The 24,427-nt window shown below is 63.6% G+C and carries 27 protein-coding genes and 1 riboswitch; of the genes, 14 read left to right on the top strand and 13 right to left on the bottom strand.

Translation table 11 applies throughout. The features are described from left to right. Positions 1 to 54 precede the first annotated feature (54 nt). Positions 55 to 366, top strand: a complete 312-nt coding sequence (locus ACYP01_RS02080; RefSeq protein WP_042921702.1) for a hypothetical protein — start codon at positions 55 to 57, stop codon at positions 364 to 366. 54 nt (positions 367 to 420) lie between these two features. Beyond that, entirely contained in the window at positions 421 to 1,071 is a 651-nt protein-coding gene (locus ACYP01_RS02075; RefSeq protein ID WP_003940633.1) for a TetR/AcrR family transcriptional regulator, read from the top strand. Between the two features lie 424 nt (positions 1,072 to 1,495). Here the strand turns inward: ACYP01_RS02075 and ACYP01_RS02070 are convergent, their stop codons facing one another. Together ACYP01_RS02070 and ACYP01_RS02065 are read right to left on the bottom strand one after the other, a co-directional pair. Further along, complete coding sequence (locus ACYP01_RS02070; protein ID WP_007733507.1) at positions 1,496 to 1,621, bottom strand: hypothetical protein; 126 nt, start codon at positions 1,619 to 1,621, stop codon at positions 1,496 to 1,498. Between the two features lie 87 nt (positions 1,622 to 1,708). Then, positions 1,709 to 4,033 carry a helicase-associated domain-containing protein gene (locus ACYP01_RS02065; RefSeq protein WP_459678436.1) on the bottom strand — a complete coding sequence of 775 codons (2,325 nt, stop codon included), beginning with the start codon at positions 4,031 to 4,033 and terminating at the stop codon, positions 1,709 to 1,711. A gap of 60 nt (positions 4,034 to 4,093) precedes the next feature. Between ACYP01_RS02065 and ACYP01_RS02060 the strand changes: the two genes are divergently transcribed. Beyond that, on the top strand, positions 4,094 to 4,282 hold the full coding sequence (locus ACYP01_RS02060; protein ID WP_019744939.1) for a hypothetical protein: 189 nt from the start codon (positions 4,094 to 4,096) through the stop codon (positions 4,280 to 4,282). An 83-nt stretch (positions 4,283 to 4,365) separates the two neighbouring features. Here the strand turns inward: ACYP01_RS02060 and ACYP01_RS02055 are convergent, their stop codons facing one another. Then, positions 4,366 to 4,929: a transglycosylase family protein gene (locus tag ACYP01_RS02055; RefSeq protein WP_003939675.1), complete on the bottom strand. Its 564-nt coding sequence runs from the start codon at positions 4,927 to 4,929 to the stop codon at positions 4,366 to 4,368. 8 nt (positions 4,930 to 4,937) lie between these two features. Beyond that, positions 4,938 to 5,147, bottom strand: a riboswitch (cyclic di-AMP (ydaO/yuaA leader). A gap of 394 nt (positions 5,148 to 5,541) precedes the next feature. Here ACYP01_RS02055 and ACYP01_RS02050 point away from each other — a divergent pair. Further along, positions 5,542 to 6,939, top strand: coding sequence for a YncE family protein (locus ACYP01_RS02050; RefSeq protein WP_003940064.1), 1,398 nt, complete (start codon positions 5,542 to 5,544; stop codon positions 6,937 to 6,939). Between the two features lie 94 nt (positions 6,940 to 7,033). On the opposite strand, the gene ACYP01_RS02045 is transcribed toward ACYP01_RS02050, so the two are convergent. Together ACYP01_RS02045 and ACYP01_RS02040 are read right to left on the bottom strand one after the other, a co-directional pair. Continuing rightward, positions 7,034 to 7,423 (bottom strand): YccF domain-containing protein, encoded by a 390-nt coding sequence (locus tag ACYP01_RS02045; protein ID WP_003939919.1) that lies wholly within the window; start codon positions 7,421 to 7,423, stop codon positions 7,034 to 7,036. Positions 7,424 to 7,456: 33 nt separating this feature from the next. After that, positions 7,457 to 7,684: a hypothetical protein gene (locus ACYP01_RS02040; protein ID WP_322001659.1), complete on the bottom strand. Its 228-nt coding sequence runs from the start codon at positions 7,682 to 7,684 to the stop codon at positions 7,457 to 7,459. Between the two features lie 215 nt (positions 7,685 to 7,899). Between ACYP01_RS02040 and ACYP01_RS02035 the strand changes: the two genes are divergently transcribed. Next, positions 7,900 to 8,313 carry a cold-shock protein gene (locus ACYP01_RS02035; protein ID WP_007733502.1) on the top strand — a complete coding sequence of 138 codons (414 nt, stop codon included), beginning with the start codon at positions 7,900 to 7,902 and terminating at the stop codon, positions 8,311 to 8,313. 88 nt (positions 8,314 to 8,401) lie between these two features. Here the strand turns inward: ACYP01_RS02035 and ACYP01_RS02030 are convergent, their stop codons facing one another. The 3 genes from ACYP01_RS02030 to ACYP01_RS02020 all read right to left on the bottom strand — a co-directional run bounded on the left by ACYP01_RS02030 (position 8,402) and on the right by ACYP01_RS02020 (position 11,490). Next, positions 8,402 to 8,896: a DUF2771 domain-containing protein gene (locus ACYP01_RS02030; protein WP_207624414.1), complete on the bottom strand. Its 495-nt coding sequence runs from the start codon at positions 8,894 to 8,896 to the stop codon at positions 8,402 to 8,404. After that, a complete protein-coding gene (locus ACYP01_RS02025) occupies positions 8,896 to 10,590 on the bottom strand; it encodes an MFS transporter (RefSeq protein ID WP_459678430.1) in 1,695 nt (564 codons plus the stop codon). Before ACYP01_RS02025 ends, ACYP01_RS02030 begins: the two co-directional genes overlap by 1 nt. 69 nt (positions 10,591 to 10,659) lie before the next feature. Beyond that, positions 10,660 to 11,490, bottom strand: coding sequence for a glutaminyl-peptide cyclotransferase (locus ACYP01_RS02020; protein ID WP_153211771.1), 831 nt, complete (start codon positions 11,488 to 11,490; stop codon positions 10,660 to 10,662). Positions 11,491 to 11,528: 38 nt separating this feature from the next. Between ACYP01_RS02020 and ACYP01_RS02015 the strand changes: the two genes are divergently transcribed. From ACYP01_RS02015 to ACYP01_RS02005, 3 genes are all read left to right on the top strand, one after another. Next, a complete protein-coding gene (locus ACYP01_RS02015; RefSeq protein ID WP_459678789.1) occupies positions 11,529 to 12,350 on the top strand; it encodes a DUF3027 domain-containing protein in 822 nt (273 codons plus the stop codon). Between the two features lie 68 nt (positions 12,351 to 12,418). Then, positions 12,419 to 15,091, top strand: a complete 2,673-nt coding sequence (locus ACYP01_RS02010) for a sacsin N-terminal ATP-binding-like domain-containing protein (RefSeq protein ID WP_459678427.1) — start codon at positions 12,419 to 12,421, stop codon at positions 15,089 to 15,091. A 6-nt stretch (positions 15,092 to 15,097) separates the two neighbouring features. Next, on the top strand, positions 15,098 to 15,649 hold the full coding sequence (locus ACYP01_RS02005; protein WP_459678425.1) for a phosphatase PAP2 family protein: 552 nt from the start codon (positions 15,098 to 15,100) through the stop codon (positions 15,647 to 15,649). Here ACYP01_RS02005 and ACYP01_RS02000 read toward each other — a convergent pair. Then, the gene (locus ACYP01_RS02000) at positions 15,639 to 16,679 is read right to left on the bottom strand and encodes an iron-siderophore ABC transporter substrate-binding protein (protein ID WP_387388831.1); all 1,041 of its coding nucleotides are present in this window, start codon (positions 16,677 to 16,679) and stop codon (positions 15,639 to 15,641) included. The genes ACYP01_RS02005 and ACYP01_RS02000 overlap by 11 nt on opposite strands. A gap of 90 nt (positions 16,680 to 16,769) precedes the next feature. Continuing rightward, complete coding sequence (locus ACYP01_RS01995; protein WP_459678423.1) at positions 16,770 to 17,027, bottom strand: DUF2530 domain-containing protein; 258 nt, start codon at positions 17,025 to 17,027, stop codon at positions 16,770 to 16,772. Between the two features lie 102 nt (positions 17,028 to 17,129). On the opposite strand from ACYP01_RS01995, the gene ACYP01_RS01990 reads away from it, so the two are divergent. The 3 genes from ACYP01_RS01990 (at position 17,130) to ACYP01_RS01980 (ending at position 20,469) form a co-directional block, all read left to right on the top strand. Beyond that, complete coding sequence (locus tag ACYP01_RS01990; protein WP_003940242.1) at positions 17,130 to 18,584, top strand: NCS2 family permease; 1,455 nt, start codon at positions 17,130 to 17,132, stop codon at positions 18,582 to 18,584. A 65-nt stretch (positions 18,585 to 18,649) separates the two neighbouring features. After that, complete coding sequence (locus ACYP01_RS01985) at positions 18,650 to 19,081, top strand: MarR family winged helix-turn-helix transcriptional regulator (protein WP_003939901.1); 432 nt, start codon at positions 18,650 to 18,652, stop codon at positions 19,079 to 19,081. Positions 19,082 to 19,161: 80 nt separating this feature from the next. Next, a complete protein-coding gene (locus tag ACYP01_RS01980; protein WP_007733487.1) occupies positions 19,162 to 20,469 on the top strand; it encodes an MFS transporter in 1,308 nt (435 codons plus the stop codon). Here the strand turns inward: ACYP01_RS01980 and ACYP01_RS01975 are convergent. Further along, positions 20,453 to 21,001, bottom strand: coding sequence for a hypothetical protein (locus tag ACYP01_RS01975; RefSeq protein WP_003940103.1), 549 nt, complete (start codon positions 20,999 to 21,001; stop codon positions 20,453 to 20,455). The genes ACYP01_RS01980 and ACYP01_RS01975 overlap by 17 nt on opposite strands. A 70-nt stretch (positions 21,002 to 21,071) precedes the next feature. On the opposite strand from ACYP01_RS01975, the gene ACYP01_RS01970 reads away from it, so the two are divergent. The 3 genes from ACYP01_RS01970 to ACYP01_RS01960 are packed head-to-tail and all read left to right on the top strand — an operon-like array spanning position 21,072 to position 22,775. Next, positions 21,072 to 21,662 (top strand): TetR/AcrR family transcriptional regulator, encoded by a 591-nt coding sequence (locus tag ACYP01_RS01970; protein WP_037128521.1) that lies wholly within the window; start codon positions 21,072 to 21,074, stop codon positions 21,660 to 21,662. A gap of 49 nt (positions 21,663 to 21,711) precedes the next feature. After that, positions 21,712 to 22,518, top strand: a complete 807-nt coding sequence (locus ACYP01_RS01965; protein WP_459678419.1) for a TrmH family RNA methyltransferase — start codon at positions 21,712 to 21,714, stop codon at positions 22,516 to 22,518. Next, positions 22,515 to 22,775 (top strand): DUF2537 domain-containing protein, encoded by a 261-nt coding sequence (locus ACYP01_RS01960; protein WP_003940569.1) that lies wholly within the window; start codon positions 22,515 to 22,517, stop codon positions 22,773 to 22,775. The genes ACYP01_RS01965 and ACYP01_RS01960 overlap by 4 nt, the downstream gene beginning before the upstream one ends. A gap of 20 nt (positions 22,776 to 22,795) precedes the next feature. Here the strand turns inward: ACYP01_RS01960 and ACYP01_RS01955 are convergent, their stop codons facing one another. Together ACYP01_RS01955 and sepH are read right to left on the bottom strand one after the other, a co-directional pair. Next, the gene (locus ACYP01_RS01955) at positions 22,796 to 23,581 is read right to left on the bottom strand and encodes a DUF6928 family protein (RefSeq protein WP_459678416.1); all 786 of its coding nucleotides are present in this window, start codon (positions 23,579 to 23,581) and stop codon (positions 22,796 to 22,798) included. 52 nt (positions 23,582 to 23,633) lie between these two features. Next, positions 23,634 to 24,427 (bottom strand): septation protein SepH (sepH, locus tag ACYP01_RS01950; RefSeq protein WP_459678414.1); only part of this gene is annotated, 794 nt, incomplete at its 5' end.

Raw genomic sequence — 24,427 nt, 5'->3', positions numbered from 1 at the left:
TGTTGCAAGTCGATCGACTGAACCAAGTACTTTCCGAAGGAGTATTGAAGAGGTATGCAACTGGACGTCACAATCACCCCCGACTCCTCGACCGTCGAACTGAACAGTGTCGACGACTTCACCAGTCTCTCGGTCGTCGTTGGCGGCGACGATCGATCCGAGACTCTGAGTCGGGTACTGGAACCGTGGGGGGAAATCGAGGGGGATCACGTCTGGCTCGACATCGGCCACTTGGAGCAAGCCGTTGCTGCCCGGATCGGAAACACAAAGTGGAGACAGAAGTTCTCCGCGATGGTGGACTACGCACGCGCCCACGGCTGGGTGGATCGCGACAACAGGGTGCGAGCACACCGTGAATCACTCTGACTCCGCGTTCGCCACGGTTGAGACGTTTGTCGAGCCCGTGCGAAGCTCGTTCGTATGACCGACTCCCGGCAGAACCGTCAAGGCGACGCGACGCGTCTGCGTTTGCTCAAAACTGCTGAACGGCTTTTCGCGACAGAGGGATTGGATGCAGTTTCGCTGCGCTCGGTCAACGCCGCGGCCGGTCTCGGGCCGTCATCGGTCCACTACCATTTCGGAACCAAGGACGATCTGGTCGCAGCGGTGCTGTTGGACATGGGAACGTCGGTGCGAGATCAGATCAGCGCGAACGTCGACGCCCTCTCCGCCGACAAGACGCCGCCGACTGTCGAGGCGCTGGTACGGGCCGTCACTGCGCCCTACAAGGCATTGCTCCTTCGCCATCGCACGCGGGGAATGCGATGGATCAGAATCGTCACGCAGATCTCGCAGCCGCAGATGTCACGACCGGGCCATCCAGCCCTCGAGGCGACCGAGCTGCACCTGCGTGAACATCTTCTCGACCAGGTCCGTCGTACTTTTCCTGCTACCGATCCCGAACGGCTCGAGACTCGCTGGGCGATTGCCTTGATGGGCTTCCTCCAGGCGTTGAGCCGGGCGGACGATTGGAGCGGAAGTGGCAAGCCGCTCGCGCCGGAGCGGCTTGCCGACTTCTACGAGGACCAGGTCGTCTTTCTGGTGGGTGGTGTGCGGCAGTTATTGGGGTGAGCGCCTAATCGATGCGTCTCCTATTTCTGCGCGACCACTGACTTCCGCATTTCCATTACATGAGTAATAGCTTCGGAAATTCCGGACCGGTAACCGATATTCTTTTCGGAATCACCCGGAGTGGAATCAAGCTCCGATTCGAGTCTCGTTTGAATGCGGTCCAGGGTATGGATTGTTCTTTTCACGATGGTTGATTCTCTTTCTGCGGTAAATCCGATAGAAGTATTCCGGATTGCCGAGCGTGTTCGTCGAGGACGCAGAGTGAAGCGAGGGTCATGCCCGCTGCGTACCCGCGCGAGCGTGCGTCAGTTCCTCGATTACGTGACTTGAACAGGTTGAACGTTTCGTGCAGGTGCACGAGGGTGTCGGTGGAGGCAGGCATTGGTCAGCTTCGCAATCAGCTCGTCTTCTCTGGACTTTGCTGTCAGCTCCGCTTCCGCTTACGGATGAACTCCGAAGACTCCGCAGTTTTCGCCCGCTTCTCCGCGCGGCGTTCCTTGATCGACTGGGCGGGTTTCTTCATGTTCTTACCCGGCGCTTTGTCAGCCATTGTCGCTCCTCATTTTTCGAAGTGGCAATCACAAACTGACCTCGACCATACTTCATTTACAGAAAAAAGCCAGTTACTTCTTTTTTGCTACTTTTTTCCGGAGTCGACGGGGCTGACGGAAGTAATTCGGTGCAACGTGAAACGGCGAACCGCGCCGCTCGCGGGGTCGAAGGCGTCCAGCTGTCCGCCGCCAACGCTGACGGGGTCGACGATGCGATGCGTCGCGACCCCCTGGGCGTCGACGTAGCCGATGTTGACGCTCGAATTGTCTCGGGCCGCCGTGGCCAGCAAGGCGATGGTGGCGGCGTTGTTCTCCCGCGAACCGTCCGTTCGCACTCCGCCGCGGCCGGGGGCGGAAGCACGGTCTCCGGCCCGCATCGTGCGGACCAACGACGCCAGCTGATCCGCCGACGGGCTCGCCGGCATCCTCGACGCCGGTCGGCTGCGACGGTTGGGTACACGTGCCCCGCGTGGGCGGAGATCGACCAACGTGCCCGAGGAGTCCTCACCTGCCGGCGCGAATCCGGCGGCTCGCAGCTCGGTCAGGACTTCGCGGAGAGGGGCCTGCGAAATCGCGACGGTGGGAGCCAAGGCGCGCAGTGCCAACGGCTCGGCCACTGCGGATGCGAGGACCTCCGCCAGCAGTGACGCGTCCTCACATCGAATGAACGACGCCGCCACTCCGGCACGCAGTCGTCCGTGTCGACGGGCGACATCGTCGATCAGATACGAAAGTGATTGGGGGACAGGAGTCTTCGATTTCGAAGTGAACATCGCATGCAGTTCGGTGGCCGTCAGACCGGCGTCGAGCGCACGACGCACGCTGTCCTCGCTGATGCGGTACATGGACGCCGATCCGGCCGACTCGATGTCTGCGACCAGGCTCACCTGCTCGAGCAGGTCCGGTACCAGCGGGCCGGGCGCAACCAGAGTCAGATCCGCCTGGACCAGGATGTAGTCGATGGGCTCGGGTAGCGCGGACTGCATTTCGGCTTCGGCGTCCCCGCCGTGCAGCAAGGCTCGTCCAGGTGACGACAACGCGCCGCGGGCCACCAGCCCGAGAGCAGCGGCCTCGTCCAGAGTCCGCTCGATCGCGAACGTCCGCAGGCGCCCGCTCCATCGCGGGCGTCGCCACGCCAGTAGTCGACTTACCTCGACGGCCGATGCAGTCTGGCCACTGTCGAGTTCGGAGAGCAGCCCCAGAATGGCCTGGCGATCGCGCGGAGCCGCCGGGGCCCGGCCTTCCTCGGACAACGCCGCGATGGGCTTGTCGGTGGAATCCCTCAGCCCGATCATCCACGGAACTCGCGGTACGTCGACCCAGGCGGACGCCAGCACCTCCCACCGTCGCGCTGTGGATGCGTTCAGCCAGCCGTCGACCGCAAGCGTGGGCGTCCAGTATTCGTCCGCGTTGTCCGAGACCGGCGCCGGGTCTGGTGTTCCACTGGCGATGAGTCCGGCTGCCGAGAGCAACTCGACAAGTAGGCTCACGCGCGCTTCGTCGAGATCGGCCGTCTTGGCCACGCGTCGTAGTTCTCGAACACCGAGCCCACCGGCTCGCAGTGCGGGGGCCGGCGCTGCGCCCAGAACAGCGATCACGTTCTCGCATTGGCGCACCAACTCGAGCGCCTCGCCGGCTGCTGCGGCGTTCACGTCCGCCGGCTTGAGTTTGTCGCCCCCGATGACAGGTGAGGTCAGCGTCGTCGGATCGAAAACCGGCTCGCCGCGGATGACCTGACGAACCGTCGCCGGAAGCTCGACGGTCTGCTCGTCGAGCCACCGCAGCAGGCCAACCGCCAGCAGTCGTTGAACCGGGCGCTCAGGCGGCGTTCCGGGGGCAGCGTCGCGGGTGCGACCGATCGGGCTGGAGTTGGCGAGTGTCTCGAGGAGATCCCGCTCGCGGGTGTCCAGAGCGTTGAGCGCAGCCGAGATCTCGGTCTCGGTCATCGCCTCGGCAGGTTCGAGGGCGCGCCCCACACGCCACGGAATCATCCCGATGACTGCCGGGACGACGCTGATGGGATCGACACCCCAGATGAGGGCGGACGCGCGCATCTTCGACAGAGACTTGTCGACGGCCTTCTTGGTGACCTTGCCCTTGCCGGTCAGCGCTCGTTCGGCGATCGCACTGTTGAGCTCCGCCCGCGTCATCGGAGTTTCCTCGGCGCCGCCCAGCGCCAACAATTCGAGAAGACCGAAATCGAGGGTGTCGAGTTCGTCTGCGGCTCGGCTGACCGACGCGCGTTGCTGTGCCCGACCGCTGAGAACCACCATCGTGCTCGGCGGCGGTACGGCCAGATCGGGGCGCAGACGCAGCAACTCCGTCAACTCGGCGTCACTGCGCGCCGAGAGCCAATCGGTCAGACTTTCGGCTGCGGAACTGCCCGCCGGGGTGCCACGTGTTTCGGTCATCAGGTATCAGATTAGAGACCTGGTCTGTACGGCGTAACGGCGTCCTGTCAAAATGACTTCGTGGCCAACAATTCGAAGCAACACTATGTAGATCCAGGATGGCCGGAAACTGCAGACGGAGATCACGCAGTGACCGAATTGTCATCGACCCGCGCAGGTGGACTTTCACCCTTCGGCGAGGACACCACCTTTCCGGTTCCGGTGGAGTCACTTCCTTACGTACACCCGCACACCGTCATCAACCGATAACAACTCGACACGAAGAAGGCCCGCACCGAATCGGTGCGGGCCTTCTTGATGTTCGAGCGTCCGAGCGGACAGTCTTGCCGGTGTTACTTGAGGAACGACTTCGCGGTGTCGGCGACTGCGAGGATCTGCGGGTCGACCGGGATGCCGTTGGCCTCGGCGAATGCGATTGCCTGATCGATGGCGTCGGCGACCGGGTGTGCAACGGTCTGTGCGACCTGCTGCGCCGGAGCCGGAGCTGCCTGAGGAGCCGTGGTGGCCGGAGCGGAACGCTCGGTGGCGCCGCTGCTCAGCCCGAGGCTGGAGGAGCAGGACGGCCATGCGCCCCAACCCTGGTTTGCGAGAACACGCTCGGCAACAACGATCTGCTGCTCGCGAGTGGCCTGGTTTGCGGTGGCTGCGTACTGTCCGCCGCCGTGTGCGTTCCACGTGCTGGGGGAGAACTGCAGTCCGCCCTGGTAACCGTTGCCCGTGTTGATGGCCCAGTTTCCGCCGGCCTCACACTGGGCGAGACGATCCCAGTCGGAGTCGGGGGCAGCGTTTGCGGTTCCGGTGGCTGCAATTCCTGCTACGCCCATGATGGCGCCGGTGACGGCGACCTTGGCGACAGTGCGGCCGGTGGTGGTGGGCTTGCGATGGCGTCCGCTCATGATGGTCGAAATCCTCTCCACACGCGCCTGCGAGGTCAGCTGTCGGGTTCGGGCTGAGAGGTCGCCCGGCCTCGCCTTTCCTGGCTGGAAAGGGTCTGGCTTCACCCCAAGATTCGGTCTTGCGATCGAACCGGTGTCCACTGGAGAACTTTTCTGTTCTCACAGAGGACTTTGGGTCCCCCGTCCTCGTCCCTGGAATGCTCTGTCGGAAGTCCGGTACCCGCGGGACAAGGCTTGGCGCGGCGGGCCGGAGGTGGCCGAGTTTCCCGGCCGAAAACGACGGTAACGGCTCGAGTCGCTCGTGTCACCATTTGATAACGCGGCGTGGCGAAGGACGTACAACGCGTCACACAAAGCGCAGGAGACTCTTCCCAGGTAGGTGGGGGTGACTGAGTGAATGTCCGGTTGTGTCCGTTCCGTTATCCATCCGTAATGTGAGCAAGGTCACACGTTATGTGGAAATAGAATTTCGGGCGATTGAGAGGTGTGTCGATCCGCGCCCAGGGTGTGGCCCGTGTCTCAACATCGAGATTGAAACTTAGGTTAGGTTTGCCTGACTTGCCTCGATTGGGCAGGTTTCGCAGAGTCTTCCAAAGAAGTAGGGCACCCCTCATGAAACTGCAATACCGTCGGCGTGCGGTCACCGCGTCACTCGCCGTCGCCGCTGCTGCTGTCGGCCTGGCCGTCACTGCTCCCGCTGCACACGCCTCACCCGAGGATCCGACACACGGTGTTGTCGGAAGCTATACCGCAACCCAGCCCGGCGACATCGTCGTCGACTCGGCAACCCACCGCGGATACATCACGCAGTACGGCGGACCGACCAGCTCGTTGTCCGTCGTCGACACGAACACCGGCAAGTCTGTCGGCACCATCGACGGCGTCGTCGGTTACCCGTCGGCACTTGCCGTCGACTCGGGCCTCGGACGCGCATACGTGTCCTCCTCCTACGGCGGCGCGATCTCGATTGTCGACACGAAGACCGGCAAGGTCGAAAAGACGGTCACGCTGAGCGAGAAGAACCCCGACGGCTCGCGTCCGCAGATCAACGATGTCGTCGTCGATCCCACAACACACCGCGCGTACTTCTCGGACTACAAGTCCGGCAACATCCGAGTCGTCGACCCCAACGCCGCCGACGCCGTGTCGAGCATTCTGGTCGACAAGTCGGCAACGCCGACCAAGCTCGCCTTCGACAGTGTCCGCGGCTTCCTCTACATCGCGGACACCAACTTCTTCGACGAGAATTATGGCCGCACGCTGTGGCAGGCGGACGTACGCAAGGGCGGAGCACTCAAGTCGATCGTGCGTGCCGACAACCTCTACCCGGTCGACGTCGATGTCGACACGAACACCGGCAACATCTACATGACCGACACCCGGGCAACCAACCTGTGGGCGATCACCCCGGCCGGCGCGGTTCTGTCGAAGACCACGCTGTCTCCGACCGCGATTCCCAACGGCGTGGTCGTCGACGCTGCGGCAGGCATTGCATATGTCGCGGACGTCATGAACGGACACCTGTGGTCGGTCGATCTGACGACCCGCGCCACCACCGCTCTGACCGATACCAAGGTTCCGGCACTGGAGAAGGTCAAAAACCTCGCGCTCGACACCTCGACCGGCGCCATCGCGTCGACGACCAACGGGGGCAAGGTGACAGTCGTTGCTGCGTACCCGCTACCCGCCACCGTCGAATTGCCTGCCGCTCAGGTAGGTAAGGCGTATTCGCAGAAGCTCACTGCCGCCGATGCGCGCGCAACGTTTGCACTCACCAGTGGCACTCTGCCCGGCGGACTGTCCCTCGCACAGGACGGCACCATCTCGGGTACCCCCACCGCTGTCGGCAGCGTCACCGTCGAGATCACTGCGAAGAGCGTGCTTTCGCGTGCTTCGAGCGTGACCATCGTGGTCTCCGAGGGGCCGGTCGGCCCCGTCGATCCGGGCAACCCGGGAACGGGAACCGGTTCGCTCGGTAACCTCCCCGGACTCGGTAGCCTCGGCCGCTGATACGACCTGATACCAGAGAACCCGACCACAGCAACTGCTGTGGTCGGGTTCTTCGGTCCACGGGCCCGCTATGCGTAATCGACGCGGTCCACGACTATGCGTAATTCACCCGGTCCACGTCGACGATCTCCTTGCCGAGCGGCATCAGCGAGATCGGAATCATCTTCAGGTTCGCGACCGCGAGCGGAATTCCGATGATCGTGATCGCCATCGCGACGGCGGTGACGATGTGTCCGATCGCCAACCAGATACCGGCGATGATCACCCAGATGACATTGCCGATCATCGAACCGACACCAGCGGTCGGCTTGTCGACGACGGTCTTACCGAACGGCCACAGTGCGTAGATGCCGATGCGGAATGCCGCGATTCCGAAGGGAATCGTGATGATGAGGATGCAGCAGATGATGCCTGCGGCGAAGTAACCCAACGCCAGCCAGAAGCCGCCGAAGACCAGCCAGATCACGTTCAGGAGGATTCTCATGGTCAGTGACCTTTCGGTTGGAGGCGGGAGTGATCAGCGCACGCGTCGACCGGATCTGAGCGTGTAGACGATGGCCAGAAGGAAGCCGATCGGGCACGCGAGTGCTACCAGGTACAACGCCAGGCCGGGTGGGGTGTCGCTGAAGATATGGACTGCGAAGATGGCCACGATCGCCAGGAATCCGACGACGAACAGTGCCATCGCCGTACGGAACAGACCGTTTCCGGTGCCGGAAGTGCGCGGGTTCGGTTGAGGGTCCACACCTACGAGGATAGTGCCTGTAAACCTGGGTGCCGACCCGGGTTCGTCACAGGTAGACTGTTAACAGACTGCGCGCCCCGCTGAAGCAAGTGTGGGGCGCGTTCTTTTGCATTCTTCCACCGGAAGCGATGCGAGCAAGGCCATGAGGCTCTTCCGAGAGCCTCCCGAGCACATTGGGGCAGACGCCCCAGTCGAGTGATGAGCAGGTGAACGCGGTGCCGACCGGCAAGGTGAAGTGGTACGACGTCGAAAAGGGTTTCGGCTTTCTGTCGCAGGAAGAGGGCGAGGACGTCTACGTCCGTGCTTCCGCTCTCCCCGAGGGCGTCGAAGGCTTGAAGGCCGGCCAGCGCGTCGAGTTCGGAATGGCTGCGGGCCGCCGCGGTCCGCAGGCACTGAGCCTGAAGGTACTCGAGCCGGCGCCGTCGTTGCGCGGCGCGACGGCGACGCGTCGTGAGCCCGTCGAGCGTAAGCACACCCCTGATCAGTTGCACGGCATGGTCGAGGACATGATCACGTTGCTCGAGGCGAAGGTCCAGCCGGATCTGCGCAACGGCAAGTACCCGGACCGCAAGACCGCTCAGCGGATCTCCGAGGTCGTCCGGGCCGTCGCTCGCGAGCTCGACACCTGATCGCTCGATACGAGCTGCCATACACGGCTTCGAAACAAAATGCCCTGCACACCAATCGGTGTGCAGGGCATTTTCGACGTTCCGGGGATCAAGCGGTCTTGATCGACCAGATCAGCAGTCCCTGTTCGCTTCCCTCACCGACGGCGAGGTGGATTTCGACGCCGACGAGTTGCTTGACGGGATCGCTCGAAGACTCGACCGTCACTGCCAGGGCCTCGCCGGGCTCGAAGACTCGGGGCTCACCGGTCTGGTTGCCGTCGGCATCCTCGTAGACGGCGAGCAGTGCCCACTGCGCATCCGAGACGTCCGTCGACAACGACAGCTGCAGCGGGTAGCCCGCGGGAACGTCGAGTGCGTAGATGTCGCCCACCTGGGCGCACTGGGACAGATCGATGGTGCAGAAACCGGCAGGGTTCGTCTCGATCGTCTTGCCGTGTGCGTATGCAGTGATGACCGGCAGCTTGTCGGGGTCGTCGTTGATGTTCTTGATGATCACGAAAAGAACGGAGACGTAAGCAACCAGTGCCACCACCATCAGGACACTGATCGCTGCCACGATCTTCTTTGTTCTCGAGCGCATCATCACTGCGGAGTACTTCCTTGTCCTCGGTTGGATTTACCGGTGTAAATCACTTCGGTCACTTCTTGTTCGGCCAGATCGGGTCGCTTCCCGCCGAGGCCGGGCAGGAGGCTGCTTCCTCGGTAGCTCAGGAAGGTCTGCAGAAGCCCGATCGTCAGGAACACCGATACAACAGTGAACCCGATCCAGTATTCGGTCGGAAGCAGAACCCCCAATGCGCCGCCGAGTACCCAGCTCAGCTGCAGAACCGTCTCGGATCTACCGAATCCGGACGCGATCGATTCCTCGGGCAGGTCGTGCTGGAGTGACGCGTCGAGTGAGACCTTGGCGAGCGCGCTGGCGGCCGATGCGATGAGCGTGGCAAGCGCGGCCGTCATGAGGTTGTCCGTCAGAGCTGCGATCACCGCGATGATCCACACCGACGCAGTACACCGGAGCACGATCAAGGCAGGCCGGCCGAGCTTGAGGCGCGCACCCGTGGCATTTCCGGCGAAGTTACCCAGACCGGCTGCTGCGCCGACCAGGCCGAGCATCATGGCCTGCTGGAGCGGCTCGTGATCGGTGCGTGATTTGGCGACGAACGCGATGTAGAGCGTCAGGAAGCCGGTGAGCACGCGAATGGTGCCGTTGCCCCAGAGTCCGATGATCACGGCGCGTCCGAGAGGCTGACGGACCTTGGCAGGTTTGGCATCCGGCTGCGGTGGGGCGCTGCCGGCGTGATGCGCTTCGTCCGGGTGGTAGGTGATTGTCGCGGGAACCTCACCCTCGGTGACTTCGACCCACGACGGGATTCGCATGCTCAGATATGCGCCGAACACGGTGACGGCGACGGCGAACCACAAGGCTCCGGTGGAACCGAAAGCGAGCGCGAGCGCACCCGCGACGGCGCCGGCCCCGATCGTTCCACCGATCAACCCGAAGACCGTCAGACGCGAATTGACGCGCACCAGGTCTATTTCCGGTGGTAGGACGCGTGGTGTCACCGCACTCTTGAGTACCGAGAACGATTTACTGAGCACCATCATGCCGAGCGCGGCCGGATAGAGGATCCAACTGTCGAAGTTGAAGACCAGGATCACCGCGAGGAGCGTCCGGATTCCGAACGACGACGCGAGTGCGATGCGGCGGCCGCGCTGCAACCGGTCGAGCATCGGACCGATGAGCGGTGCGATGACCGCGAACGGTGCGATCGTGATCAGGAGATAGAGCGCGACCTTGGTCTTGTCCTCACCCGTCGCCGCCGAGAAGAACAGCGTGTTGGCCAGAGCGACGGAGATCGCGGCGTCGGTGGCGTTGTTCGTCATCACCGCGTAGGTGAGAGCGGTCAGACCGGACTTGTCCGCGCCGTCGGCCTTCGCTGCGCGCTGGAAGGTCGCGATGCCCTTGTTCGTCAGTTCGCGGCTGCGCATCGCTGCGACGCGGGTGACGGTGAGCTTGCGAGGCATCGGGGGAGCCTTGGGGGCGTCCGCACCCGGTGCCTTCGAACCGGACGCGGAATCCGAGTCTCCCCGTGATTCGGGGATCGGGTGCAGCGGCGGCAAAGGCGTGCGACGCGCAGCGGGGCGAGCCGAAGGCGGGTAGTTGTCCGGGCGGGCCGCGGGTGGGTAATTGTCGTAACCGGGGTGCACCTGTTGCCCCTCCGGCTCGTCGTGGATTCGCCGAGTTTCGGGGTCGTAGGGTTCGCGCGGTCCGGTCACCACTCAATTCTGTCCTAGTGTCGGCGCGGCTACCACGCACACCCCTGCGAGTCCTGTGTCATGTCGGACTCAGTTAACAAAACGGACTTCGAACATCTGCGGCCAATACTTGCCGGTGAGCAGGAATCGATCGGTACCGGGAATCTGCGCGATGCCGTTGAGAACGTCGACGGTGCTGGTCGATCCATCCGTGACGAGTTCTTCGCGTAGCGCCGATGCGTCGTACACGTTCGTGACGGTGCCGTCCGACGGGTCGATTCGGACGACGGTGTCGGTGGTCCAGACATTGGCGTAGACGGAGCCGTCTTCGGCGCATTCCAATTCGTTCAGCTTGCCGACGGACTCCGAAGATCTGGTGACGTCGACTGTCGAGATCGGCGCAAAGGTTTCGGGATCGCGAAAGGTCAACGTGGCCGAACCGTCGCTGGAGACCAGCCGATCCCCGAGCGAGCAGATTCCCCATCCCTCGGTGTCGAGTGGGAACCGCCCACGTTCGGTCAAGGTGTCCTTGTCACGGGCGATGGCGACGCCGTCTTTCCAGGTGAGTTGCCACAGTGTGTCTCCGGCGACCGTGATGCCCTCACCGAACAACGGCGGGTCGAGATCGGCACGCGCAACTTCCGGTCCCGAAGCGGGGGACTGCTCGTCGGAGATCTCGCTCGAGCGCACCCAGGACTGCCCGACGCGTCCGGTGCTTTCGTACAACCGGTTTCCGTCGATCTCGAGGCCCTGCGTGAACGCGTCGGGATCGTGCGCGGACACTCGAACGATCTCGACGGAGCCGGTTTCGGACGTGAGGTTGTCGGGAGCGCCGGGGGAATCGGAGCACCCCGCCAAGGCCGACGCGATCACGGCGACCACTGCAAAAGTGCGCACGGAATTGGCGTGTGACCTACTCATCTGCCCAGCATGGCAGCCCAGTGCGTTGCGGACTTGCGGTGGTGCGGCAAACTGGAGGAGTGAGTGTTGCTACTTCTCCAGAGCGTGCAGTGCCGCGCCCAGTACTGGCCGATGCGGTCGAGCTTGCCCGAAAGGCAGTCGTCGACCTGCATGAAGGCGGTGTGGGGGCATACCTCGGCGTGACGTCGGAGGACGAATTTGCCGCCACCCATCGATTTGCAGCAGACATTCCGGGATACCGCGGTTGGCAGTGGGCGGTTGTCGTCGCTGCCGGACCGGAGGACACCCGCGCAACTGTCAGTGAGTTGGCGCTGCTGCCGGGTCCCGACGCGTTGGTTGCGCCGGAATGGCTGCCATGGGATCAGCGGATTCGTCCCGGCGACCTGTCCGTCGGTGACCTACTCGCCCCGCCGGCCGAGGATCCTCGCCTCGTTCCCGGCTACGTCGCCACCGGTGACCCGGAAGTCGACGAGGTAGCTCTCGAAATCGGGCTCGGCCGCAAACAGGTCATGAGCCTCGAGGGCCGACTCGATGCCGCGCAGCGTTGGTTCGACGGTGACTTCGGCCCGGAGTCGGAGATGGCGAAGGCAGCGCCGTCGACGTGTGGACTGTGTGGATTCTTCCTTCCACTCGCCGGTTCGCTGCACGCAGCGTTCGGTGTGTGCGGAAACGAACTCTCCGCAGACGGCCGTGTGGTCAGCGTGTCCTACGGTTGTGGCGCGCACTCGGACACCAGCCTGCCGCTCGGTGCGGGCTCGCCGCAGTTCGACGCATTCGACGACGGAGCCGTCGAGCTGATTGCGGTGCCCGCTCGCCCGTCGAGCGCTGTTGCAGTTGAGGATTCGGTATCCACCGAGTAGAAGATCCGTTCGGTACGGACGCACTCCGCGAGGCGACGCTGCGCGCGTGGTCGGAATCTCCGACGCGATTGCGTGAAGACGCGGCTGCGGAATCCGACCTCGCAAAGGCCGGGTACCGCGACCGTCTGCTCACTGAACTGGCGCAGAACGCTGCCGATGCAGCTGCACGCGAGGGCGTCGAGGGCTCTTTGTGGGTGGATGTGGACGGTCGGACGCTGACGGTGGCGAACACGGGCCGTCCACTGGACGAATCCGGTGTACATGCGCTGACCGCGCTGCGCGCGTCGAACAAGGTCGACGCCGACGAAGGTGTGACGGGACGGTTCGGCGTCGGATTCTCGGCAGTTCTCTCGGTCAGTGACGAGGTGGAACTGCGCTCGTCGACGGGATCGATTCGATTCTCCGCCTCGCACACTCTGCGCGAGATCGAGTCTCGCGAACTCCCCGTGCCGGAAACCGGTGTCCCCGTACTTCGTTTGGTGTGGCCCTCTGGCGAATTGCCGAGCGACGGTGCCGATTCGGAAGTGGTGCTGACGCTTCGGCCGGACGTCGATGCCGCAGCGCTGCTTTCGCAGATGGCACGTGAGGCTGTCGACCTGCTCCTCGAACTCCCAGCTCTCGGATCAATTCGTCTGGGTGAGAAGACTTTTCGGCGATCCGAACGGGTGCTGGATTCCGGCCTCTTCGAGATCGCTATCGGTGATCGCACGTGGTGGCAGTACACCGCGCCGAACGCACGATGGTTGGTGCCCGTCCGCGACGGGGTCGTCGAGCCGGTCGCAGACGACGTCCTGCGGGCGCCGACGCGATCCGACGAGGAGCTGTCGATCCCCGCGATCATCATTGCCGACATTGCAATGCAACCCGATCGGCGACGCATCATGCCCGCTGCACCGATCGCTCCGCTTGCCGAGGGGTACGCGAAGTTCCTTGCTGCACTACCTCCTCGGCAGCGAACGGCACTCGTTCCGATCCCTGCCTTTGCCCGCAGTGAAACGGATTCGCTTCTGCGCGAAGCGCTTCTGAAGGAGCTGCAGGAAAACGAGTGGCTTCCGGTGGTCGGTGAGCCCGACCGCGCGCCGCAGCGAGCATCCGTGGTGCCCGGGCTCAGTGATGACCTTGCCGAGTTGCTCACCGACATCATCGGTGGCCTGGTTGTCCCCGAGCTCTCCGGCCCCAAGCACGAGCGAGCACTTGCGGCGGTGTCGACACACCGCATCGGGCTCGCGCGCATCGCGGAACTGCTCAGCGGTTCGGAACGTGAACCCAAGTGGTGGAATCGCCTCTATTCCGCTCTCGAGCCTCTGGTGATCGACACTCTTGCGGTGGAAGAGCTTGGAACACTGCCGGTTCCGCTCTCCGACGGACGGACGGTGACCGGGCCGCGGACCGTCGTCGTCGGCGTCGAACTGGGTGAAGACGCGCCGTCGGTGCAGTGGACGAGGTTGGTTCATCCCGTCGCGGTTCACCCGTTGCTGTCTCGATTGGGAGCGCAGACCGCGAGTGCCACCGACCTGCTGTCCGATCCGGCGCTGCGCGCATTGATCGAAGATGCTGCGGACCAAGATGATTCGGTAGCGACGGAGTTGGCGCAAGTGGTGCTCGGATTGGCGGCCCACGTGGCGCCAGGGGCGCTGCCGTCGTGGATCGGTGAAGTGCTGCTTCCTGATTCGGAAGGCGAATTGCGGTCCGCCGACCAACTTCTGCTTCCGGGAGCTCCCCTTGCAAGCGTCCTGGTCGAGGATTCTCCCTTCGGCATCGTCGACGCTGATTTTGTTCAGCGGGTGGGGGAGCAGGCGCTACGGGTAGTCGGTGTCGGGTGGGGCTTCACAGTGGTCCGTGAGGAATTGCCGTCCGGCCCCGATCACGATCTCGACGCCGAAGACGCATGGTGGGACACCCTCGACGAGGACCCCGAATACATCGAAGCCGTGCGCGATCTCGATCTCGTGGACGAAGACCGCTGGCCGCAGGCGCTGTCGCTGCTGGTCGAGTCGCCGGCGACACGGGCGCTGCTCACCGACCGTCGTGGATACACGGCGTGGTGGTTGCGTTCGAATGCCGAACTCGGCGGTGAGGTGCTGGGCTTGCTGCGCGCTCCGGGCGATCGCACCTTCGAGGGATTGCTCGATGCTGCCGAACACCCCGACGCCGGATTCTTCTCCGGATTACTGGCATCGGATACCGTCGACGATCCGGAACTGGCTCAGCTGCTGCTCGATCGGCTTGCGGACCCACTACGGATGCCGGCCTCCGCCGTCGTCGCGCGGACGCACCGACTACTGGGGGAGGCAGCGCAGCGACGGGTTCTCGACCTGGAGGAACTGCACCTGCCGCCGTTCGTGCGAGGCCTTTCCGGCGATCTGGTCGATCCCGGCGACGCCCTTGTTCTCGACCGACCGTGGCTGGGAGCGGCACTGCCTGCACAACGAGTGGTGCTCGGCAGCTTCGAGACGGCCGACGCACTGGCAGATCTGCTCGACGTCGCGACGGCGTCTGCATCCGTTCACGGACGAGTGAGCAGCACCGGCGTCGTCACGACTTGGGCGAACGAATCGCAGGCAGTTCTCGGCTTCGCAGCCCTCGGCCGTGAGGTTCCCGGCGGCGAGGTAGTGATCCATCACGAACTGTCGGTGGAACTGACGGGAGCGGTGGAGGCGACAGTGACCGTGCCGTGGTGGGTGGACTCGGACGGCGTTCATCACGTGATGCGCACGTGGACTCTGCCGCAAGGGATGTGAGGGCAGATGTCTTTTGATCAGTGGGTACTCGACAGTGCAGTGAGTCAGCGGACGGCGTGGCTCGTGGACGTCGTCGACGTCATCACCGACAGCGGCGGAACCCTCGCGTCGTGGCTGATCGCGACGCTGCTCACGATCGTGCTTCTGGTTCGGGGACTGCGTACCGAAGCTCTGCTGATCGCCGGATCGATGTTGACCGGTCTGCTCGTGATGAGCGGATTGAAGCGCATCTTCACGCGAACCCGCCCACCCGTTCCGGAGAGATTGATCGAAATCGATTCGTATTCGTTCCCGTCGGGCCACGCGATGATGAGCGCGATACTCGCGACTTCGGTTGCCGCCGTGATTCTTCGGCTTGCTTTGCCGAGGCTCGCGAAGATGGCAATGCTCGCGAGCCTCGGCCTGTACACGATCGCTGTCGGATTCTCCCGCGTCTACCTGGCTGCCCATTGGATGACCGATGTGCTGGCAGGCTGGGCGTTCGGGATGGTGTGGGCCGGAGTGTGGATCTGGGGAACTGCGCAGATCAGAAAGCGCCGGGCGCTGGTTACTTCGTGAGTTCGGCGAGTAGTCGGCTCGTGGCCCACGGCAAGCTCAGTGCCGAGCTCGCGGTCAAGGCCGCACCGACCTGCGGAGCCTGATCGTCGTTGACGTAGACGACGCGATTGTCCTTGACCACGTCGAGTTGCTGGAAGCCAGTGTTGTTTCGGACCGCCTGTGCGGCATCGGGATTGCCGATGACAACGAGACGGTCCACGTCGAGAAGATCCAGTCGTTCGGTGGAGATCGGCGCGTAGAACTCACCGTTCATCAAGGCCTCGACCGCGGGAGCAGGTTTGAATCCGAGACTGCCGAGAACCCGTCCGCGGGCGTCCTCGGAGGAGAAGGCGTAGAACTCCGGGGTCGCGTCGACGCTGATGATCACCGCGGTCTGGTCTGCAAATTCCGGGTGAGCGCTTCTGGCGTCGGCGAACTGCTTGTCGATATCGGCGACCAACTTCTCGCCGTCGGCTTCGCGACCCACTGCCTTCGCTGCGGTCTTCGTCGTGATCTGCCACGGAGTTGCGTAGTCGCCGTAGGCCGGATCCTTCGCGACGGTCGGGGCGATCGCGGAAAGTGTGCTGTACAGGTCTTTGTCGATGCTCGAGTAGAGCGCGAGGATCAGGTCGGGCTCGAGCGCAGCGATCTTTTCGACGCTGATCGTGGTTTCGGGATTGCTGCCGACGACGGTCGGTTCGGTTCCGCCCCAAGGGCCGGTGACCCATGGCCACGTGCGGTTGACGTCCGGTTCGCCCGGGTACTGGTTGACCATTCCGACGGGCTTGATGCCCAGAGCCAACAGAGCCTGCTCGTCGTTGTAACCGACGGTGACGATCCGTTGTGGTTCGGAATCGATCGTGGTGCTGCCGAAAGCGTGATCGATCGTGACGGGGAAGGCGCCACCACCGGAACTCGACGAACTACTTGCTGCGTCGTCGTTCGAACTGCAGGAGACGAGTGCTGTGCCGACCAGGGCGACCACAGCAACGGATGTCAGTCTCGTCCAACGTCCTCGGCTTTTCCAACGATTTCGGTGGGAGATCTTCACGGCTACGTGGTTCCTTTCAGCATTGACAAGCTAAGACCGACACGAGAGTGCAGGGTAGGCTTACCATACTGAAAGGGTGAATCGACCTGCTCAGTCGACCAGACCGGCGCCCTGTTGTGCGCCCTTGTCACCGCGCACAGCTGCGCGTCGTTGAATGGAGAACAGAGCGAAGCCGAGGAAGCCGACTCCGATACCCGCGTAACAGATCGGGAGTGCACCCGACCAACGATCGCCGCTCATCGCGACCACGATCGTGGCGATCACCCACAACGCGGTGCCGATGATCAGTGCCGGCGCGGGTGCGGACAATTTGCCGATCAGGCCTGTTGTGTTGCGAGTCTCCGTCACAAAATTAACGCTACCCGTACCCCGGTGGCCTACTCTCCCTAGTGCGACCGGCTTCATGTGCGCCGGCACACGGCGACCTACAGCGATGGGGAAAGAACAAACATGGCGGCACCCGGCAAGATCCTCGACACCTATTTCAAGATCAGCGAACGAGGGTCGACGATCTCGACCGAGATTCGCGGCGGTGTCGTCACCTTCGTGGCGATGGCCTACATCGTGGTCCTCAACCCCCTGATCCTCGGCAGTTTCTCGGCTGACGACGCTGCAGCGAAGACCGACGTTCTCGGCAACATCCTTCCGGTCAACCAGGTGGCTGCGGTCACCGCTCTGGTTGCGGGCCTGATGAGCATCGTCTTCGGTGTCGTTGCCAACTATCCGTTTGCCATCGCCGCGGGTCTCGGCATCAACAGCCTGCTCGCCGTCACAATCGCACCTCAGGTCACCTGGCCCGAGGCGATGGGCCTGGTGGTCATCGACGGTGTGATCATCGTTCTGTTGGCACTCACCGGTTTCCGAACTGCGGTGTTCAATGCGATTCCCTCGGCATTGAAGTCCGCGATCGCGGCCGGTATCGGCATGTTCATCGCCTTCATCGGACTGGTCGACGCCGGATTCGTCCGCCGTATCCCCGATGCCGCCGGTACGACGGTTCCCGTCGGACTCGGAATCAACGGCTCGATCGCTTCGTGGCCGACCGTGGTGTTCATCTTCGGTGTGCTGCTCATGGGTGTTCTGGTCGTGCGCAAGGTTCGTGGTGGACTGCTGATCGGCATCGTCGTCACGACGATCCTCGCCGCGATCATCGAGGCAGTTGCCGACGTCGGACCCTCGCTCGGAACCAACCCCAAGGGCTGGAACCTCAGCATCCCCGCGATCCCGGAGATGCTCGGTGGTATGCCTGATCTGAGCCTGGTCGGCGACGTCAGCATCTTCGGCGCATTCACCCGCATCGGTGTTCTGGCCGCCAGCCTGCTTGTCTTCACCCTCGTGCTCGCGAACTTCTTCGACGCCATGGGCACGATGACGGGTCTCGGTAAGGAAGCCGGCCTGACCGACAAGGACGGAAACCTCCCCAACGTCGGTCGCGCGCTTGTCGTCGAAGGCGCGGGCGCGATCGTCGGCGGTGGCGCTTCGGCGTCGTCGAACACCGTGTTCGTGGAATCCGCGTCGGGTATTGCCGAAGGCGCCCGCACGGGCCTGGCAAACGTAGTGACCGGACTGCTCTTCCTCGTCGCGATGTTCCTGACGCCGCTCTACTCCGTCGTGCCGATCGAGGCAGCTGCGCCTGCCCTCGTCGTCGTCGGTGCGCTGATGATCGGGCAGGTCCGAGACATCGATTTCACCAAGTTCTCGGTTGCTCTCCCGGCGTTCCTGACCATGATCGTCATGCCGTTCACCTACTCGATCGCCAACGGCATCGGCGTCGGCTTCATTTCATGGGTGGTCCTGCACGCTGCCAGCGGTGGTATCAAGAAGATCCACCCGTTGCTCTGGATCGTGGCGGCACTTTTTGTGGCCTACTTCACTGTCGGACCCATTACCGACGCCCTTACGTGAAATCAGGGTTGACCGGTATTCGATTACGTGAGCTACCGGCCAGCTCTTGACGTATTGTCTGACGCGTGACCACCGAAACTCGTGCGCTGGCCAGCGATCTTTCCCTGGCTGTAGTGCGTCTCACCAGGCATCTGCGCGGCCGCAGAGTCGACGCTCAGGTATCGCTGACGCAACTGTCCGCCTTGGCGAGCCTGGATCAGTACGGCCCGATGACTCCTGGCGTACTCGCAGCACGTGAGAAAGTGCAGCCGCCGTCGATGACGCGCGTTGTTGCTTCTCTCGCCGAGCTCGGTCTGGTCGAGCGCTCGCCGCATCCCACGGACGGTCGTCAGATCATCGTGAATCTGTCCGACGCCGGGCAGGCGTTGCTCGCGGACGAAACCCATGCGCGCGAGGCGTGGATGAACGAGCAGCTGGCCGGGCTGGGTGGCGAAGAACTCGCGACGCTGCGCGGTGCCGTCGAGATCATCACCGAGATGGTCAACAAGACGGAGTAGCTCCGCTACCTAGAGGTCGTTGCCCAAACGAATTACTCGAGGGGCAAGATAGTGGGGTGCCCCGAGACCCCGATTCCGGCATGTTTGCCGCGCTCCACAACCGCAACTACCGCCTTTGGGCTTCCGGACAGATCGTTTCTCTGGTCGGCACGTGGATGCAACGCATCGCCCAGGACTGGCTGGTACTGACGCTCTCGGACGGCAACGCGCTGGCGGTGGGCATCGTCATGGCCTTGCAGTTCGGCCCGACGCTGTTCTTGTCGGTGTGGGGTGGGGTGCTGGCCGATCGGTACGACAAGCGTCGGATCCTGATCTTCACGCAGTGGGCGAGTGCGGTATGCGCGCTGGTGTTGGGTCTGTTGGACGTCGGTGGGCTCGTCGCGTTGTGGCATGTCTTCCTGATTGCCTTTGCCCTCGGCTGTGTCTCGGCGCTCGACGCACCCGTGCGTCAATCGTTCACCATCGAAATGGTGGGCAAGGAACACCTGTCCAACGCCATCGCGCTCAACTCCATGACGTTCAACACGGCCCGCATCGTCGGTCCGGCCATCTCGGGTGTGCTGATCAACCTGATCGGAACAGGGTGGGTGTTCCTGCTCAACGTCGCGACATTCGGTGGGGTGCTCATCGCGCTCTACCTGATGAACAAGAAGGAGTTGATCCCGTCGGAACCGGCCCCGCGCACCAAGGGGCAGGTGCGCGACGGGTTCCGATATGTATGGGGCCGCAAGGACCTTCGCGTGATCATGGTGTCGGTCTTCATGGTCTCGACCTTCGGCCTGAACTTCGCGATCAGCCTGGCGGTGATGGCGCGCAACACGTTCGGCCTCGAGGCCGACGGTTACGGATTGCTGTCCACGACGCTCGCCGTGGGCACCCTTGCCGGCGCTGCGTACGCCGCAAGACGGAAGGAAGCGCCGCGGTTGCGGACGTTCCTCGGTGCCGCCGTGGCTTTCGGTGTGTTCGAGGTCGCGGTGGGATTGATGCCTACCTACGCGTTGGTGGCGCTGATGTTGATCCCCACGGGCGCACTGACGTTGACGTTCACGACGTCCGCGATGAACATCCTGCAGATGTCGGTGCCTTCCGAGATGCGCGGGCGGGTGATGGGTATCTACATGCTCAGTTTCCTCGGTGGCACACCGCTGGGAAGCCCGTTGCTGGGTTGGCTCGCCGACTCCGTGGACCCACGTGCGCCCTTGATCGTGGGCGGAGTGATCTCGCTCGTCTCGGGCACTGTGGCCGGGGTGTACCTGCTACGCAGCGAAGGGCTGAAACTTCGTCTTGCGCGACCGGAAGACGGTGGCAGGCTGCCGGTTTTCGTCCTGCGTCCGGTGATCGTATGCGACGCGACCGAACAGGCAGTCGAGGCTAGCCGCGCGCCGTGACCTTCTCACGCTTGGGAAACACCGTGTAGCTCAGTGCGATTGCTCCCCAGATTGCGAGTACCACTGTCAGCTTGCTGATCCATCCGTCGAGGGCTCCAGTACGGGTGGGGTCGTCGACGAGGAAGATGGCCGCGCCGAGAAGTCCGCACGCGACGGCCCAGGCGATCGCGGCTTTGCCGAACTCGCGCCATTCGCGCAGTGCTCGCGCACTCCCGTACTTGGGTGGTGCGACGGGAGCCGGGCCGCCGGCGAATCGGTAGGCGAACCTGGCGTCGGCCCAGGAGATGAGGCTGTGTCCGAACGCGACGGAGAATCCGATGTAGGCCGCGGCAAGCCCATGGGTGAAGTTCGCCTCGCCACCGCCACGAAGATCGAGGGCTGTGGCGACGAGCAGTACGACATCCACCAGCGGCGCGCAGATGAGCAGTGCGGCGCCCAGCGTTTTGCGGCGCAGTAGATAGCGGGCCGCGAGACCTGCGGCGATGAACACCCAGAACATGATTTCGCACGCGATGATCAAGTGGACGATCATGACATCAGCTCATTTCTAGTACGACTGTGTTAGTGATCGAAAACTAGCACAGCTGTGTTAGTTTTGTGAAGTGGTGAAACGTAGCAGTCCGGATGAGCGGCGTGAAGAGATCGCCGAGGCCGTGTGGCGTGTGATCCGTCGAGACGGTGTGGCGAGCGCCAGCGTCCGGGCGGTCGCGGACGAGGCGAAGATGTCGACGGGGTCGCTACGGCACTTCTTCGCGACGCAGTCCGAACTCTTGCTGTTCGCGATGACGCTCGTGACCGTCCGGGTGGAGGAAAGGATTGCCGGCATCGACTTCGATCCCGACATCCGCCGCGCGATCCGTCAGTTCACCGATCAGTTCGTTCCCCTCGACCAAGATCGGCGTGAAGAAATGCAGGTTTGGGAGGCCTTTGCTGCGGCCGCCCAGACCGATTCGGCGTTGACGGCGGTGCGTGACGAGACAGACCGGACCTTGTTCGAGCACTTTCGTTCGTTCGTGGAAGCGGCGCATCGAGCTGGTTTTCTACGGCCGGGTGCCTCGGTCGACATCGAGGCGATGAGATTGCATGCGCTCGCCGACGGGCTCGCGTCGCACGGCGTCGACAATCCCGAGCGAACCAATCCAGAGGTGATCAGCCAGGTGCTCGACGCGCATTTTGTCACGCTGTTGCGCTAGGTCGGGAGTAGTGGTGGGGGGCTCGCGGTGCGTACGGCACGATAGACCCGTGGTTCACGTCATCGACATCTCAGATCCCGCCGATCCCCGGCTGGATGACTTTCGCGATCTCAACTCTTCGGATCGGCGCCCCGACCTGCCGGAGGGCAAGGGACTGGTCATCGCCGAGGGAGTGTTCGTCACTCAGCGACTGCTGACTTCGCGGTTCGAGCCGATCAGTCTCCTCGGCGTCGAACGACGGCTCCTGGAGCTCGCTGACGATCTCGACGGTGTGGACGTGCCGTTCTACCGTACGAGCGCCGAAGTGATGGCCGAGGTCGTCGGATTTCACCTCAACCGCGGCGTCCTCGCTGCAGCAGCACGCCCGGCACCGCTCGCGGTCTCGGACGTGTTGAAGGACGCGAAGACCGTCGTGGTCCTCGAAGGCGTCAACGATCACGAGAATCTCGGCTCGATGTTCCGCAACGCGGCGGGGCTCGGTGTCGATGCAGTTCTGTTCGGGAAGGGTTGTGCCGACCCGCTGTACCGGCGGTCGGTCCGTGTGTCGATGGGGCACGTGCTGCGAGTGCCCTTCGCGCATGTGGCAAAGTGGCCACACGACTTGGATGAGCTGCGTGGCAACGGTTTTCAGCTCATTTCCTTGACTCCGAATCCGGAAGCGGTCACTTTGGCCGAAGCGATGACCGGGGATAAGGTAGCGCTACTGCTGGGCGCCGAGGGGCCAGGTTTGACCGAACATGCGATGCGGGCCACCGATATTCGTGCCAAGATACCCATGGCGCCCGGCACCGACTCGCTCAACGTCGCGACCGCAGCGGCGATGGCCTTCTACGAACGTGTCAGGACCGGCCGGTGACTCAGGACCGCACGCCCTGGTTCACCGGAATCGCGGTGTCGGTGTTCGCAGCCATGCTCTCGACCAGTGCCGTCGCGGCGTTCTGTGTCGCGCTGGGCAACGTGAACGTGCTCCTGGCGGTTGTCGTCAATGTCATTGCGGTAGGCGGACTTGCGCCGACCGTCTGGCGCTGGCGAGCCGTCCCCGTCTGGCGATGGGTGGTCTACGGCGCGGTAGTCGGCGTACCGCTCGGGTGGATCGCAGCGATAGCCGCGTGAACCTGTGAGGCTGCTCGGCGCTACTTGAAGCCGAAGTACCGAGCGAGGCGGCCGCGCGGCTTGGCCACCGGTGCGTCGTGGATCGGCGGCATGTTTTCGGGCATGGGTACCTCTGTCGGCGCCTGCTCGGGCATCGGCGCGGGGGCTGGGGGTGCAGGTTTGGGTGCCTCGCCGGGTCGGTGAATCTTGAAGCCCCACAGGAGAATCCGCGTTGTGTCGAGTTCGTGTTCTCGCGGCGCGCCGGTGTATCGAAATCCCAGCCACTCGAGGTTGGCGGACTCCGCGAACTGTTGCGGGTGGAACGGAAGCGACTGCGGATCAGGCAGGATCCCGGGCGGGTAACGCAGGGGATGGTTGCCGGCCCAGAATTCCAGTTCCCAGGTCTGTGGGATCCCCAGATTTTCGACGATGTCGATCGGGATGGCACTGAACGAGCGTCGTAGCTCGCCGTCCTCCCACAGTGCAAACGAACCCTGCGCGGTTTCGGGGACGGAGCTGATCAACAGCGTCGAGCCACCCTCTGCCGAAAGGTGCCAGGAATCAGGCAGTTTCGAGGGGACGAAGGTGCTGAGTTCGGAGCTGCAGACGACACTCACTCGGCCGTACGCGCCGACGAAGACGTAGCCGGGGCTCACCGTCGCGGCCATCGACAGCGGCTGAGGCCCGAGCGACTCGAACTCCTTGTCCGGGTACAGCGACATGGCGATTTTCAGGGCCTCGGTCTGATCCGGCTGTGGGTACCTGCTCAATTCGGTGCGAGCGTCTGCGCCGCCCAGAAACCAGATCGTCGATACCCGTGCAGCCACCGGCAGCCCTCTCTCCTCAGCCTCGCTCGAAAGAAGAATACTTTCCTTCGGGTCAGCGACCGCTGCTGCGGACCCCGAGGAGTACGTCGTCCCACGAGGGAAGAGCAGGCCGTCCGCGCTTGTCCTTGGTCTGCGTCTGCTGCGGAGCGGTTTTCGGGGTCACATCCGGTGCGGGTTCGGGAACCTCGTCGGTGACGACGGTTTCCGGCTCGACAGCAATCGGTTCGGGCGCCACGATCCGTTCCGCCACCACCGTCCGCTCGGGGACTACTGTGCGCTCGGAAACTGCTGTCCGCTCGGAAACTGCTGCGGGCTCGGGCTCGATCTCCGCCACCGGCTCGACGTCGAATCGGGACAGTTCGAGCTGCTGCGGCTCGTTCGAGACCACCGGTACCAGGCCGCGGAGTGGGCGACCGAAGTCGGGATCGATCAAGTCGAATGCCGCGTCGTCGAGTGCGACGATCGTTCCGCCGTGCGCGTCGGGCTGGTAGCGCCAGTGCGCGGCGTTGGTGGTGCGGCCGGCCTGCCACTGCAGCTGGGCGACCCACTGATTGTCCTCGTCGCGCCAGGCATCCCAGGTGGCCTCGTCGATACTGTGGCCGCGGGCGCGGAATGCGTGGGTCACGATTTCGGAGAGGGTGGGAACTGTCGGACCGTTGTCGCGCACCGGGTGTCCGCCCTGCGCCATTTCCGCGGCGCGGGAGCGCTCGAGCAGAACGGGGTACGCAAAGCGCTCGACCTTGCTGATGGGGATCTTCGCTTCTTCGGCGACCTGCTCTACGGAGGCACCGGAACGAATGCGCGCCTGAATTTCGCGGGGACGGAGTTGGCTTTCCATTTCGATCT

The sequence above is a fragment of the Rhodococcus sp. no. 34 genome (assembly GCF_054589475.1).
Note: the sequence above shows the minus strand (reverse complement) of the source record. Positions and strands in the feature narration are given on the sequence as shown.

Coding starts and splice junctions, on each gene's coding strand:
- ACYP01_RS02080 (WP_042921702.1), top strand. CDS start 55: ATGCAACTGGACGTCACAATCACCCCCGACTCCTCGACCGTCGAACTG.
- ACYP01_RS02075 (WP_003940633.1), top strand. CDS start 421: ATGACCGACTCCCGGCAGAACCGTCAAGGCGACGCGACGCGTCTGCGT.
- ACYP01_RS02070 (WP_007733507.1), bottom strand. CDS start 1,621: ATGGCTGACAAAGCGCCGGGTAAGAACATGAAGAAACCCGCCCAGTCG.
- ACYP01_RS02065 (WP_459678436.1), bottom strand. CDS start 4,033: ATGACCGAAACACGTGGCACCCCGGCGGGCAGTTCCGCAGCCGAAAGT.
- ACYP01_RS02055 (WP_003939675.1), bottom strand. CDS start 4,929: ATGAGCGGACGCCATCGCAAGCCCACCACCACCGGCCGCACTGTCGCC.
- ACYP01_RS02050 (WP_003940064.1), top strand. CDS start 5,542: ATGAAACTGCAATACCGTCGGCGTGCGGTCACCGCGTCACTCGCCGTC.
- ACYP01_RS02045 (WP_003939919.1), bottom strand. CDS start 7,423: ATGAGAATCCTCCTGAACGTGATCTGGCTGGTCTTCGGCGGCTTCTGG.
- ACYP01_RS02030 (WP_207624414.1), bottom strand. CDS start 8,896: ATGATGCGCTCGAGAACAAAGAAGATCGTGGCAGCGATCAGTGTCCTG.
- ACYP01_RS02020 (WP_153211771.1), bottom strand. CDS start 11,490: ATGAGTAGGTCACACGCCAATTCCGTGCGCACTTTTGCAGTGGTCGCC.
- ACYP01_RS02005 (WP_459678425.1), top strand. CDS start 15,098: ATGTCTTTTGATCAGTGGGTACTCGACAGTGCAGTGAGTCAGCGGACG.
- ACYP01_RS01990 (WP_003940242.1), top strand. CDS start 17,130: ATGGCGGCACCCGGCAAGATCCTCGACACCTATTTCAAGATCAGCGAA.
- ACYP01_RS01980 (WP_007733487.1), top strand. CDS start 19,162: ATGTTTGCCGCGCTCCACAACCGCAACTACCGCCTTTGGGCTTCCGGA.
- ACYP01_RS01975 (WP_003940103.1), bottom strand. CDS start 21,001: ATGATCGTCCACTTGATCATCGCGTGCGAAATCATGTTCTGGGTGTTC.